The sequence below is a fragment of the Niallia nealsonii genome, from assembly GCF_002835805.1.
In the GTDB taxonomy this organism is placed as follows: Bacteria; Bacillota; Bacilli; order Bacillales; family Cytobacillaceae; genus Niallia; species Niallia nealsonii.
The window spans coordinates 20,114-33,213 of the sequence record NZ_PISE01000035.1 but is presented as its reverse complement, the minus strand read 5'-3'; the positions used below and the strand labels follow the sequence as shown (position 1 = coordinate 33,213).

Sequence of the window (13,100 nt, the reverse complement as noted above, 5' to 3'; positions counted from 1 at the left end):
TCCGATTGAAATGGAGAAATAAATAACATTTGATAAAGTAAAATTTCAATCAGGCTTTTACTCAGCAAATTCCCCCCCACCTAGACTCTTATCCTCCCTTAGGTGGAGGGCAAAAGCCCGCTAATGCATGATAAATTACTTGTACTCAAATGAAAGAGCAATTTTTTATTGTTCAATCGATTCTTCTTTCGTTCTTCTTCCTCGTACCAAGCATCTATGACATCAAGACAAGTTCCCCCCACATTTCTCAAAAAAAAAGACGAAAAAGAAGCTTCCCCAAAAATTTGCTTAAACGTTTGAGAAGCCTCGATTAATTATCCCCTTATTATTTAACTCTCCGCTTATTTGCGAACCTTTTTTCTAGCAATAACAGATTCTCTCTGTATTAAACTATCTCCTGCAACTTTTTTGGGGGCAGTCAGCGATTGACCACTCTCTGTATATGGATAGCTAAATACAACTTTTCATTATCCGTAAGATTATAGTTAAATTGTTTTTCAATGTATTCATTAATTTTTTCTGTGCATTCAAATGCCTCTTTATGTTTTTGCTTAACAAGCTCATATAAAAATGGGTCATCATCTTCTATATAAGTATTGCTATAAAGCCTTTGGGCAAAAAATTTTAAATGGGTGAGAAATCGAAAATAATTTAAAGAGTCTTCATCAAATTCCATTTTGTAATGGTATTTCACAATGTTTAAAATAGTTTGCATCACTTTCGTAATATTAGCGATATTGGGCATTTCCTGGTTCAGATCAGCATTAACAAGGTGCATAGCAATAAAACCAGCCTCATCCTCTGGAAAAAGTATACCTAGCCTTTCCTCAATTAGTTGCAGCGCTTTCATTCCGATGGAAAACTCTTCCTTGTAAAACCTTTTGATCTCCCATAATAAAGCATTTTTAATTTCATATCCTTTTTCTTTCCTTTTTACCGCAAAATGAATATGATCTGTTAAAGAGATATAGAAGCTGTCGCTCAAAGTTCTCCCTAACTTGCTTTTAGCACGATTAATAATCTCCTCTGTTATTTCCATATATTCAATAGGCACTTCGTATAAAAGAGTCTTAAATTTTTCGGACATGTCTTTATTTTTTAAAGCAAAGGTCTTCTCAATCTTCTCCTCATCCACTAAGTCTCCAGGCTTTTTTTGAAAAGCGAGACCTCTTCCCATAACAACTAATTCTTCATTTTTTTCATTAAATGTACTAATAACATTATTATTATATACTTGGACTATTTTCATTTGACCACCTATAAGTTTAATATGGTACTCTTTCCTTTATTATAATGGAAAAGTGATCGTGATTGTATGTTTTAGAAAAAGAAGGAAAGCCACAAGCGTGCTTTCCCATTTTATAGACCTTATAGTTTTTCTCCATTCGTTTCAATAACTTCTTTATACCAGTCGAAGCTCTTCTTCTTTAAACGATTGAGTGTTCCATTTCCTTCATTATCTTTATCCACATAAATGTAGCCATAGCGCTTCTTCATTTCACCAGTTGATGCACTTACAAGATCGATTGGCCCCCAACTTGTATATCCAAGAATTTCGACTCCATCTTCAATTGCTTCTGACATTTCTTCAACATGCTTTCGTAAGTAGTTAATGCGATAATCATCATTAACTTCTTCATTTTCTGTCAGAACATCAACAGCACCTAAACCATTTTCTACAACAAATAAAGGTTTTTGGTAACGGTCGTATAATTGATTTGCAGTAATGCGGAAGCCTTTAGGATCAATTGTCCAGCCCCACTCCGATTTTTCTAAATAAGGGTTTTCAATAGAGCCAAATACATTTCCAGATGTCTTCTTATTAATTTCCGGATCTGTACTTGTTGTCCTGCTGGCGTAATAGCTAAAGCCAATATAATCAACTGTATATTTTTGAAGAAGCTCTTCATCCTGTTCTTCCATTTCAATCGTTAAATTATTGTCCTTAAAAAATCTTTTTGCATAACCAGGATATTTACCTCGAGATTGAACGTCAATAAAAAAGAAAGAGTCTCGATCTTTTTCCATTGCATCCATTACATCATCTGGATTGCAAGAGTAAGGATACGTCTGACCAGCAGCCAGCATACAGCCAATTTTGACATTTGGAATAATTTCGTGGCCAGCTTTTACTGCTAATGCGCTGGCAACTAGTTGATGATGGGCTGCTTGGTACTTCACTTGCACCTTATCTTCTCCCTCTCCAAACACAAGTCCTGCTCCAACAAATGGCAAGTGTAAGAGCATATTGATTTCATTAAACGTCATCCAGTACTTTACCTTGTCCTTATATCGCTTAAACAGGGTCGTAGCGTAAGTTTCAAAAAAAGTAACCAGCTTGCGATTCCTCCAGCTGCCGTAACTCTTCACTAGATTAATTGGTACATCAAAGTGAGCAATTGTTACGACTGGTTCAATACCATGTTTTAATAATTCATCAAATACATTATCGTAAAATTGAAGGCCTGCTTCGTTCGGTTCCATATCGTCTCCGTTTGGAAAAATCCTAGCCCAAGAGATGGATAAGCGCAATGCTTTGAAGCCCATCTCAGCAAATAGTGCAATATCTTCCTTATAGCGATGATAAAAGTCAATTGCCTCGTGGGATGGATAGAATTCCCCTTCTAATGGTTCATACGAAGTAAGGTTACCAAACATAATATCAAAGCGTTTGTCCCCTTTCGGCAATAAATCTACTGTTGTTAACCCTTTTCCTTCAGCTAAATAAGCCCCTTCTGCTTGGTTAGCAGCAATTGCGCCACCCCATAAAAATCCCTTTTGAAAAGCCATAATAATATCCTTCCTTTCTTGAATAACCAGGAAGAAAGGAACAAAATCTTCCCTTCCCCCTGAAACTTCCAATTATTTAGTAGTTAGTTTAAATAATGCATCGCCTGTTTTCATTTGCTTTTGATTGGTTAGCTCGATACTATATTCCTTATAGTTTGTCACAACAATGGGTGTTGTGACAAGTTTACCAGCCTGCTGGATTTGCTCGATATCAAACTCAATAAGTAATTGCCCTTTTTCTACGTAATCACCTTGAGTTGTGTGTACAGTAAAGTACTTACCGTCGAGCTGAACGGTATCCATTCCAATGTGAATTAAAATGTCTGCACCTGAGTCAGTTGTGATACCTATGGCATGATTAGTTGGAAATAATGCTGAGACTGTTCCTGATACAGGAGCAAGCAACTTTCCTTCAATCGGCTCAATTGCTACACCATAGCCTAGCGCCCCTGAAGAAAATGCCCCATCCTCTACTTCTGACAATGCTTTTACTTCTCCATTTAACGGACTAACCACTTCTTCACTATCAACTTTTGTTGCAGCTACTTCGTTTGCTGCTGCCTTTGTTTCTGTTGTAGCTTTTTGTTCCTTGTTAATTCCACCGAATAATAATGTTAGAACTAAACCTGCTATAAAAGCTACGACCATTGAAATTACTGCACCGTATAAATCCATTCCAATTCCTTCTGGACTGATATATGAAGGAATACCAAATACTCCAAGACCACCAATTATGAAACCCTTTACATTTGTAGCGCCAGCAATAGCTCCACCTACTCCAGCAGCGATACAACTCATAATAAATGGTTTCTTTAATGGAAGTGTAATTCCGTAAATAGCTGGCTCAGTTACACCAAAGATACCCGAAATAAATGCTGGAATACTTAATGATTTTAACTTTTGATTTTTCGTTTTAATTAGGATTGCTAGAACCGCACCCGTTTGGGCAAAAGATGCTGCAAATACAGTTGCAAGAATCGTGTCATAACCCATAGTTGCAACATTGTTGAATGCAATCGGAACTAATCCCCAATGAAGACCGAAGATAACAAATACTTGCCAAAAGCCACCTAATAGTAGACCTGCAATGATTGGGCTTAAGTTATAAATTGCTAATGTTCCTTGACCTAATAGACTTCCTGCCCATGTTGCAATAGGACCGATAACGATAAATGTAACTGGCACAACGATAACTAATGTTAATAGAGGTACCACAAATGCTTTCACTACATCTGGAATAACTGTCTTTAGCCATTTTTCCACTTTAGCTGCAAAAAAAGCTGCAATAATAATTGGAATAACGGATGAAGAATAAGACATTAAAATAACCGGAATACCTAAAAATGTAATGTAGATTGGTGATTGAAACATTGTTCCTGCAAATACAGTATATAAAGGATCACCAGTCGTTAATGCTGACAATGTTGGGTATACTAATGCTGCGCCTATTGCCATCCCAACAAATGGACTACCACCAAATTTCTTAATAGCTGTATAACCTAAGAAGATTGGTAGGAAGTAAAAAAGTGCATCTCCTGTTGCATTTAAAATCTGGTACGTACCTGACGTATTTTCCAACCATCCAAGTGCTACAAATAATGCGTTAAAGCCTTTGATCATTCCCGTTGCTGCTAATACACCAAGTACTGGTGTAAAAATACTTGAAATCATATCAATAAAGCGACTGAAAAGTGAACCTTTTGGACCTTCCTCTTCTGCTTCGACAGGTGCTTGACCTTGGAAGCCACCAACAGCAGTAACTGCTTTGTACACATCTGGTACGTGGTTTCCAATAACTACTTGATATTGCCCTCCGCTTTTCATAACAGTAACAACATCATCCATATTCTTCAACACTTCTGTATTTGCTTTACTTTCATCTTTTAATTTAAAGCGCAGACGTGTAATGCAGTGAACCACACTAGAAACGTTTTCTCTTCCACCCACATTTGCAAGAATATCTTTTGCTAACTGTTCATATTTCATCTTTGCCCCTTCTTTCTATATGGAATTTTGTATTTATAGCAAATAAAAAACCTGAGCCGATTATAAACAACACACGAATAGCCATAGCGTGTTTTTAATCAGTTCAGGTTATGCCCACTTAAGGTAACATTCCTTCAAGGAATTTATTATGTTTTATTTGTTACCTGTAATTTAGCATGGATATCGAGATAATGTCAACGCTTTCTTTTTTTATTTTTTTACGTTCTCTAGAACTATCTTACTATATAAAAAGTTAAAAAGATAACGTTTGCAAAATTCTTGATTGAATGAAAAAATGATGTTATAGTAAACACAATTAAACAAATTCCTAGTAGGATTGTTACTGCTCATGCAGGCAAAACCTAAATCGCGTAAAAATGAGACAGCTATGTCTTCATTACATGATTTAGGTTTTTTTATTTGTCTTTTCTACATAGAAAGAGCGCAACAAAAAAATATCGGAGGGATTCTACATGAGTAAATCAAATGATCAATTTCCAGATGGATTTTTATGGGGCGGTGCAACAGCTGCCAATCAATTAGAAGGCGCCTATCTTGAAGGCGGTAAAGGCATGAACCTTGCTGATGTAATGCCCGGTGGAAAAGTTCGTCTAAAAGTAATTTCTACTCCTGGATTTAATTTTGAGATCGATAAAGAAAAATATACGTATCCGAACCATGATGGCATTGATTTTTATCACCGTTATAAAGAAGATATTGCACTATTTGCTGAAATGGGATTCAAAGCTTACCGTATGTCTATTGCCTGGTCACGTATCTTTCCAAATGGAGACGAGCTTGAGCCAAATGAAGAAGGCTTAGCATTTTATGACCGAGTTTTCGACGAGTGCCTAAAGTATAACATTGAGCCAGTTGTAACAATCTCCCACTATGAAATGCCATTATACTTAATCAAAGAATACGGCGGTTGGAGAAGCCGTGAAGTGATTACCTTCTTCGAGCGCTATGCAACCACTCTATTCAACCGTTATAAAACAAAAGTAAAGTACTGGCTAACATTTAATGAAATAAACGGGGCGGTATTCCATCCGATTTTTGGACTTGGCTTCTCTCCAGCTACTGAAGATGTTCGCCTGCAGGAAAGTTTTCAGGGACTGCATCACCAGTTTGTAGCAAGCAGCCTGGCAGTAAAGGCATGTCACGAAATCATTCCTGGCTCACAAATTGGCTGCATGCTTATCTATGCTCCTGTTTATGCGATCGACTGTAATCCAGCAAATGTACTGTATGCATTTCAAGAAGAGCAATTGTTTAACTATATTTGTGGAGATGTTCAAGTTCGAGGAGAATATCCGGCATTCTCCAAGCGCTTCTTTAAAGAGAATGGAATCAACATAAAAATGGAAGATGAAGATCTTAAAATAATTAAGCAATACCCTGTTGACTTTATTTCCTTTAGCTACTATATGTCTCGTACAGAAAAGAAAGAGAAGACAGCAGAAGAAAAAGCAGCTGGAAACATCTTCTCAGGTGTAAAAAATCCATTCCTCCAAGCAAGTGATTGGGGTTGGGAAATTGATCCAGTTGGCCTCCGCCTCGCTTTAAACCAATTATATGATCGCTACCGCGTGCCTTTATTTGTCGTTGAAAATGGCCTTGGAGCATATGACAAAATAGAAGAAGATGGAAGAATCAACGATGACTATCGCATTGACTACTTGAGAGAGCATATTAAAGCAATGGGTGAATCAATTGAAGATGGTGTAGAACTTATGGGATACACGTCATGGGGCTGTATCGATCTAGTAAGTGCATCAACAGGTGAGATGTCGAAGCGCTACGGCTATATTTATGTAGATAAAAATGATGATGGAAGCGGTACGCTCGAACGCAAAAAGAAAAAATCTTTCTACTGGTACCAAAACGTAATTGCAACAAATGGACAGGAACTATAGGATTGTTAAAAACAGAGGACAAGGCTGCTTGACCTCTGTTTTTAAGTGTATAATCATTCTTTGCATTAATTAAGTTAAATTTATAATTCCTATAAAAAAACAAAAACTTGCAGAATTTAAATGCCCCTCCCTTTTTTCCTTTTACTAAACAACCTTTGTTTTTCTAATAATTGGTTGAGAGGCCCGTTTTGAGACATTATAAACTAAGTTTGCCAGCACAAAAACCACTTCTAATTTATATAGGAAGTGGTTTTATAGGTGACTACATTTCCTATTAAGGACCCTCAAGTTCTTTCATATTTTACCTCTCTGTAAAAAATGCCGTTTCCCTTTAGTTACTTATAATTCACAAAACAAATATGGTAAAATAAATAAATTACTAGAAGTTAGAAAATACTTATATTTTTATAGCAATGCAATCGAGTTAGCTTAGGAGTGTAAAAAATCATGAACAAGAAAGATATAGCCAATATTCGAAAACAATTCAAAATAAACAATGATTTACTCAAAATCTCTGACATTTTTAATGTATATATTATGAAGGAATCTAGTGACATTTATCATTACCAAAGTCAACCATTTGGGATGCTTGACCAAGATCAGCAAGAGTTATTTTTGAATAACTTTAAAAAATTGCTTGCTGGTCAATTGGATGAGAAGCTTTTTGAATTAAAGTTTCAAAGAGATGCTGTAAATAACAGTCAGCTTATTTTACATCAAGGATTACTTAGCAAAGACGCAGATGAATGGAAAGAGCAAATGCTTCAAATTGTAGACAAAATGCTGACGAGTAGACAATATGAGAAAGATATTGTTGTCACATTCATTCACGGGGAGTATTTAAAGCCAACAAAACGCCGAAATGAAGAGACTGAGGTGAGTGAAAGAGATACTGTTTACTCCCATCCCTTTATTTTATGCAGCATAAATAATACACAAGAGCCAAAAAAAGAGCTGCTTTTTGACTATGTGGAGAAAGAGTTCAAATACAATATTATTGTTGACCCAATCATTAACCTCCAATCTCCAATGGCAGGATTTCTCTTCCCATGTTTTACGGACAATGCAGCAGACGTCAACCACATACTCTATTCAGCAGGCAAAGTATATGAACCAGATTATCAATTTATTGAAGAAGTGTTAAATGGAGAAGAAATCATGACCGCTCAAGACGATAAAATTGTGTTTGAAGAAATCATTAAAGACGTAACAGGAGATCAATTAAATACCTCCACCCTCTCCAATGTCTATGAAGAAATTAATCGGATGATTGTAGAAAACGAAGAGGAAGAACAACCAAAATTAGACTCAAAAGACATTGAACAAGTCTTAAAGATGAGCGGCATTGAAGATATAAGCACAGAAAAGGTAGAAACAGCCTTCAAAAAAATTATTGATGATGACAAATATGAGATAAAGGCAAGTAGCATCTTGCCGAAATTCACTTCCAAATCAATTAAGATTCAAACAAAAATCGCTAATATTTCGATCAGTCCACCAGATTTAAAGTACGTTAAACAAGTGGAACTAAGTGGAAAACGTTATCTGATGATCGAGGTGGAAGAAAATACAATTATTGAAGGATTTACGATGATTCCGGAAGCTTTTGGGGGCAGCTCAGAGGAATGATAAAAAAGTCGTTGGATAGCTAAAGAAATTGTATGGTTCTAATGATTTCTGCTTTTATAAGAGGAATAAAGCCTCAAAAACCTACTTTTGCATGTTATTATAATCTCTATTAAATATAAAAAGTAAGGTCTTTCTTGGATACTCGAATTTATTGATCAGATATAACAAAGAAAAAGGCTTCCCATAAGTTTAGTCAACTTATGAGAAGCCTTCTTTAAAATCCTCTATGGTATCATTTCACGCTCATCTTACATAAAACCCTTATATATCAAGGGGCGAAGCGGCTTATTACATCATGCCGCCCATAAAGGCACATATATAATAGAAGGAAATAGTCATTAACAAAGGTTATTATATCAACATTTTACTTCGATCTTATTCTAGGAAAAAGTACATTTCCAAACCCTTTCGGACACTTTTCGGACACTAAATAAATGGTTCTATCTAGCCACTTTAGTTTTCTTCATTTTTTCTAGATAAGCGATGGATTCGCTCTCCAATTTTATCAGCATTGTCATAAATCCGGTTAAGATCATTGACTGTGTAGTATAAAAGCTCAGATAACACTCTTACCATACGATGGTTTTCTTTGTAATAAGCTGCTTCTTCATTTCGATAAACAGCTCCATCCATATCTTCCCTTAAATGCGCCATAAGAACCTGAACATCTTTCAAGGTTTCCACTTTAGTACCAACACTTGCAATCTCATTAGTTAAGTCCCAAGTAAGATTTTTTAATGTTTCAGTCATTATGTAATCCTCCGTTATCTATATCTTCTACCAAGAATGCTATTACTTCGGTAGCAACCGCATATCCCTTTACGAAACCTTTAGAAAATATTCTAGATTCTTTTCCAGAGTAACGATTAATGGTAAGAATTCCACTAAGATAATCGATAGCTTCGGCACTTTTTCCTTTTCTAATAAAGTCTACTGCAAGTGTTTTTTGTTCCATTGTTAAAAGTGACATTTTTTAACCTCCATTTTTCAACATTTTTTTTCGGTATCAAAATAACTTATAAAGTAATTATATTACCCCTGTCGTAATATGTCAATCAAACCATACAATTATATTACTCCTATGTGGTATTATGTAGAAAAAAGACATAATATGTTCAGGGGGAAAATATAATGCCTATAAGAATACATCTTTCAGAATGGTTAGGTAAAAAGAAATGGACACAAAAACAATTAGCTGAAATAACCGGAATACGTCCTGCAACTATATCCGCACTTTATCATGAAGATGTTAAGCGAATTGAAATAGAACAAATGTATGCGTTATGTAAGGCCTTTGAATGCCAAGTAGGAGATTTATTTGAGTACATTCCCGATCAAAAAAAATAATGCAGCACAAACTGCATTATCAATCATACATATTCATTTACGATACTCGTATATCTACATGCCTTTTACATTTTACACATTGAAATAAATTAGGCTCTATTTCCTTATGCCTTTTTAACTTCCTGCACGTTTGGCAGCTTAATGTAACGTGCCTAGCTGTAAAATCATTTATCTCTATATCATCATCGTTCTGATCTTTTTCTATAATAGGTTCTTCATCTTCATTTTGGCTGAATAAAGCATAAGCAAAAGAAGCTGATAACAAACCAATAAAAAAACTATGCCATTCCATACTTATTACCCCCTTATAATAAAGTCTATTTCGCCTTTATTTTGCACTGGAATGACTTTATAAGGTGTATGGACATTATATATATCTTGCAATCTATTAACGATTTGCGGGTCATTTAAACACGTTTCAATTAACATCCCAGCTAATGTAGTTGGACGAACATTGCAAGCTGTGGCCAAACGATTTAATTTATAGTTGACTTTGTTTGTTAAACTTACATTCACTCTTTTTATTTTTTTGTTGCCTAACCCCTTATCTTCTATCATAATAAAAATAACTCCTTCCATTTGTCGTGACATTTGACGGTGTCAATTGTGTAACAGTGTTACTCAAGCGATAAAGTGGGAGGGGGCTTTATGTTCGGTATGGCTACCCTAACACAATTTTAATGCCCCCTTTATTCTTCTGGACTACTCTTGCCTTTTCCCTTCTAATATCATCTAACATTAGCTTTCTTACATAGTTGTTAAAATTAAAATTAGGCTCACTAATTTTTTTGATGATCTCTGCGTCATCTGGGTTAGTAATATTTAGTGATACGGTCTTTTTAATCTTGTTTTTACTCAATCGGTCATCCTCCTCCCCACCTTGATATTACATAGGTATGGGCGGGAAGGCTGGTTTATGACAAATAAAAAAACCGCTGATAAAAAATCAACGGCTGCTCTCTTTCATTTTTTGTCATCTCCCTGTTTTATAAGCATATATTGTTAAATCTTCTTTATAGCCTTCAAAGTCATCTATGCGAGTTATAGCATATTCTTTTCCCCTAAAGAGTACCTTCATAGTGGTATCAATATCATTGCGCCATGCAATTTTAAAAACAACTTCCACCTTGTAAACTGTTGTGGAATACATGGAAATTTCATTTGCTGAAGCTTGCCGATAATAAACCCAAATATTTTTACCGTTTTTTAACGGCTGTGATGTTTCCCCAGGTTCGGGGCCGCTGTTTGCAGCCATTGTCATTATAGTTATTTTTTTGTCCTTTATATACTTCATGATTTATCCCCCTTACAATGCCCTTAAAAATTCTTCATAGTGTTCAAATAAGCCTACATAAGCGTCTAACATGGATGCTGTTCCGTCTATCCTCATCTTAGCCGCTTGGTTCTTAACTGGTACAATATTTCCGTTCCTGTCGGTTTCTACGCCTGTATTGGTTAAGCACCACTTAAGAATAGGGCTGTTATTATAATTTATTTTTTTAGCTTGCAAGTCTGCGCCCATCATTTGCATAGGTAAGCTTAAGGTTCTCGCCCCTTGAATACATCTAATCATTTTAAAGCCGTGTTGTTCCATTTCTTCTACCCAATATTTAGCCGAATAACTGTCATAATAAATCCATAACGGCGTTATGCCGTAAATATTAAGCATTTCTAAAAACCATGCTGTTATATCACCGTAATTAATACTATTTCCGTTACAAAGTCTTAATAGCCCTTGATTAAGCCATTTATCATAAGGTATCTTGTCCATTTGTACACGCTTTTCAAAGCTATCACGAGGCAACCAGTACATTTGATGAATGAAACGCTTATGCGTGTCCTTATCCACCAGTAAAAGAGTAGCGCAAGATAAATCTGTGGTTACGCTCAAGTCTGCACCGCCTATGGCATAACAATTTCTAAAATGCTCTATATCAAAGGTTTCTTCGTTGTTTATATCATCAAATGTAAGCCATGCGCTCTTTACGGTATCTCTAATATTAAAATCCTTTGTTAACACGCCGCTAATGTCATTAGGGTTGTTTTTTGCCTTTTCTACTTTGCGCTCTAGATCGTCTAATTTCTTAATTGCTCCTAAAGCTGGGTTTGCCTTCTGCCATGCTGCTGGATCTGTCCATTCCTTCTTTTTGTCTAGCTCATAAAGAATAGGTAAAAAGCTATCATCTTCAAACTTGCCGTCTACTACGTTACAAGCATAGGAATACATATCATCAAATATATTTTCCCTCACCGTTCCAGCCGTGGTAATCATAATTAAAATAGGCTGCTGCCGTGCTGATTGACTTTGCTTCATAACCTCGTATAAGTTACGATCCGCTATGCTGTGCAGCTCATCAATAATAACCATGCTGCTGTTAAGCCCATCTAATGTATTACTATTCTTTGCTAATGGCATAAGCTTTGACATAGTGAGGGGAAAATAAAGATCACTCTTGCGCTTCTTAATATGCTTGGATAGGTCTGGGCTTTGCTGTATCATGTTGTGTGTTTCATCAAATAAAATGCGGGCTTGGTCACGCTTTGAAGCTATGCTGTAAACTTCTGCTCCTCCCTCTCCATCTGCTATAAGCATATAAGCTGCTAATCCTGCAAGCATGGTCGTTTTACCATTTTTTCTTGCTACATAAAACATACTTTCACGATAACGCCTTAAGCCTGTGTCTTTGTCTATAAAGCCAAATAAGGCAGCAATATAAGCTTTTTGAAAGAGTTCTAGTATGACTGGCTTACCCGCCCATTCTCCTTTACTGTGCTTGCAAAAACGCTCTATAAACTCAATAGGCTTGTTCGCCTTTGTTTCATCAAAAATATATTGTTCCGGATTATTGATCTCGTTTACCAGCCTTTCATACTGTCGATATACTCGGCGGGAAACGATTATTTTCTCTTCTTTAATTGCATTCCAGTATTCTAATACATAATTCACCTTATCACCCCTTTATGAAGTCAATTAAAGCGTCATTTTTCTGCCCTGTGTCTGATGGGGGCAATAAGTCTACTAATTGCTTATAAAGAAGGCTGTAACGCTGTACAGTGGTGTTATAGCCCTTTAATGCTGGATGTTCCCTTAAAAATTCTTGACTTCCTTGTTTAAACATGGCTGTTGGGCCATCTTTATCTACTTGAGCTTTTAAGGTGTCTAGCGTATTTTGCATGAAAACAAGTTCATTATAAAGGCTCTGGGCTATCGGTAGTCTATCTTTTGGAATCTGCCGCAATAATGTTTTAAGTTTTTTCATATCACTGGAAACTGTTATATTCTTTTTTGAAGTCGCCATAAAATCACCTTCCTTTATTCGTTTTTTAGTGTCGATTTTACCCCTCCCGTAATATAAAAACTCATGGAGGGGTCACGAAAGGTTCGGCAATCGGTGTTTAAGCCTTATCCTTACCTTTTCTTAGTGGGGGGTG

Annotated in this window: 14 protein-coding genes; 3 read left to right on the top strand and 11 right to left on the bottom strand. The window is 36.0% G+C overall.

Annotated features, from left to right (window positions below; translation table 11 throughout):
* Positions 1–418: 418 nt before the first annotated feature.
* From licT to CWS01_RS15670, 3 genes are all read right to left on the bottom strand, one after another.
* Positions 419–1,249, bottom strand: a complete 831-nt coding sequence (licT, locus tag CWS01_RS15680; RefSeq protein ID WP_101178135.1) for a BglG family transcription antiterminator LicT — start codon at positions 1,247–1,249, stop codon at positions 419–421.
* Positions 1,250–1,368: 119 nt separating this feature from the next.
* Complete coding sequence (locus CWS01_RS15675; RefSeq protein ID WP_101178134.1) at positions 1,369–2,790, bottom strand: 6-phospho-beta-glucosidase; 1,422 nt, start codon at positions 2,788–2,790, stop codon at positions 1,369–1,371.
* Between the two features lie 72 nt (positions 2,791–2,862).
* Positions 2,863–4,776 carry a beta-glucoside-specific PTS transporter subunit IIABC gene (locus CWS01_RS15670; protein ID WP_101178133.1) on the bottom strand — a complete coding sequence of 638 codons (1,914 nt, stop codon included), beginning with the start codon at positions 4,774–4,776 and terminating at the stop codon, positions 2,863–2,865.
* 473 nt (positions 4,777–5,249) lie between these two features.
* On the opposite strand from CWS01_RS15670, the gene CWS01_RS15665 reads away from it, so the two are divergent.
* Complete coding sequence (locus CWS01_RS15665) at positions 5,250–6,692, top strand: glycoside hydrolase family 1 protein (protein ID WP_101178132.1); 1,443 nt, start codon at positions 5,250–5,252, stop codon at positions 6,690–6,692.
* A 447-nt stretch (positions 6,693–7,139) separates the two neighbouring features.
* Positions 7,140–8,321 carry a DUF4317 domain-containing protein gene (locus tag CWS01_RS15660; protein ID WP_101178131.1) on the top strand — a complete coding sequence of 394 codons (1,182 nt, stop codon included), beginning with the start codon at positions 7,140–7,142 and terminating at the stop codon, positions 8,319–8,321.
* Positions 8,322–8,774: 453 nt separating this feature from the next.
* Here the strand turns inward: CWS01_RS15660 and CWS01_RS15655 are convergent, their stop codons facing one another.
* Positions 8,775–9,071, bottom strand: a complete 297-nt coding sequence (locus tag CWS01_RS15655; RefSeq protein ID WP_101178130.1) for a hypothetical protein — start codon at positions 9,069–9,071, stop codon at positions 8,775–8,777.
* Positions 9,064–9,291, bottom strand: coding sequence for a hypothetical protein (locus CWS01_RS15650; RefSeq protein WP_101178129.1), 228 nt, complete (start codon positions 9,289–9,291; stop codon positions 9,064–9,066). The genes CWS01_RS15655 and CWS01_RS15650 overlap by 8 nt, the downstream gene beginning before the upstream one ends.
* A gap of 161 nt (positions 9,292–9,452) precedes the next feature.
* On the opposite strand from CWS01_RS15650, the gene CWS01_RS15645 reads away from it, so the two are divergent.
* Entirely contained in the window at positions 9,453–9,668 is a 216-nt protein-coding gene (locus CWS01_RS15645; RefSeq protein ID WP_101178128.1) for a helix-turn-helix domain-containing protein, read from the top strand.
* Between the two features lie 37 nt (positions 9,669–9,705).
* On the opposite strand, the gene CWS01_RS15640 is transcribed toward CWS01_RS15645, so the two are convergent.
* The 6 genes from CWS01_RS15640 to CWS01_RS15615 form a co-directional block, all read right to left on the bottom strand.
* Positions 9,706–9,960, bottom strand: coding sequence for a hypothetical protein (locus CWS01_RS15640; protein WP_101178127.1), 255 nt, complete (start codon positions 9,958–9,960; stop codon positions 9,706–9,708).
* Between the two features lie 5 nt (positions 9,961–9,965).
* Positions 9,966–10,226, bottom strand: a complete 261-nt coding sequence (locus CWS01_RS15635) for a hypothetical protein (protein WP_101178126.1) — start codon at positions 10,224–10,226, stop codon at positions 9,966–9,968.
* 103 nt (positions 10,227–10,329) lie between these two features.
* Positions 10,330–10,527: a hypothetical protein gene (locus CWS01_RS15630; protein ID WP_101178125.1), complete on the bottom strand. Its 198-nt coding sequence runs from the start codon at positions 10,525–10,527 to the stop codon at positions 10,330–10,332.
* A gap of 114 nt (positions 10,528–10,641) precedes the next feature.
* Positions 10,642–10,962: a phage head closure protein gene (locus CWS01_RS15625; protein ID WP_101178124.1), complete on the bottom strand. Its 321-nt coding sequence runs from the start codon at positions 10,960–10,962 to the stop codon at positions 10,642–10,644.
* 12 nt (positions 10,963–10,974) lie between these two features.
* On the bottom strand, positions 10,975–12,615 hold the full coding sequence (locus tag CWS01_RS15620; protein ID WP_101178123.1) for a terminase large subunit: 1,641 nt from the start codon (positions 12,613–12,615) through the stop codon (positions 10,975–10,977).
* A gap of 4 nt (positions 12,616–12,619) precedes the next feature.
* On the bottom strand, positions 12,620–12,967 hold the full coding sequence (locus tag CWS01_RS15615) for a hypothetical protein (RefSeq protein WP_101178122.1): 348 nt from the start codon (positions 12,965–12,967) through the stop codon (positions 12,620–12,622).
* Positions 12,968–13,100 lie beyond the last annotated feature (133 nt).

What these genes read in the sequence shown, in the direction of transcription:
- licT (WP_101178135.1), bottom strand. Translation starts at nt 1,249, where the DNA reads ATGAAAATAGTCCAAGTATATAATAATAATGTTATTAGTACATTTAAT.
- CWS01_RS15675 (WP_101178134.1), bottom strand. Translation starts at nt 2,790, where the DNA reads ATGGCTTTTCAAAAGGGATTTTTATGGGGTGGCGCAATTGCTGCTAAC.
- CWS01_RS15670 (WP_101178133.1), bottom strand. Translation starts at nt 4,776, where the DNA reads ATGAAATATGAACAGTTAGCAAAAGATATTCTTGCAAATGTGGGTGGA.
- CWS01_RS15665 (WP_101178132.1), top strand. Translation starts at nt 5,250, where the DNA reads ATGAGTAAATCAAATGATCAATTTCCAGATGGATTTTTATGGGGCGGT.
- CWS01_RS15660 (WP_101178131.1), top strand. Translation starts at nt 7,140, where the DNA reads ATGAACAAGAAAGATATAGCCAATATTCGAAAACAATTCAAAATAAAC.
- CWS01_RS15655 (WP_101178130.1), bottom strand. Translation starts at nt 9,071, where the DNA reads ATGACTGAAACATTAAAAAATCTTACTTGGGACTTAACTAATGAGATT.
- CWS01_RS15650 (WP_101178129.1), bottom strand. Translation starts at nt 9,291, where the DNA reads ATGTCACTTTTAACAATGGAACAAAAAACACTTGCAGTAGACTTTATT.
- CWS01_RS15645 (WP_101178128.1), top strand. Translation starts at nt 9,453, where the DNA reads ATGCCTATAAGAATACATCTTTCAGAATGGTTAGGTAAAAAGAAATGG.
- CWS01_RS15640 (WP_101178127.1), bottom strand. Translation starts at nt 9,960, where the DNA reads ATGGAATGGCATAGTTTTTTTATTGGTTTGTTATCAGCTTCTTTTGCT.
- CWS01_RS15635 (WP_101178126.1), bottom strand. Translation starts at nt 10,226, where the DNA reads ATGATAGAAGATAAGGGGTTAGGCAACAAAAAAATAAAAAGAGTGAAT.
- CWS01_RS15625 (WP_101178124.1), bottom strand. Translation starts at nt 10,962, where the DNA reads ATGAAGTATATAAAGGACAAAAAAATAACTATAATGACAATGGCTGCA.
- CWS01_RS15615 (WP_101178122.1), bottom strand. Translation starts at nt 12,967, where the DNA reads ATGGCGACTTCAAAAAAGAATATAACAGTTTCCAGTGATATGAAAAAA.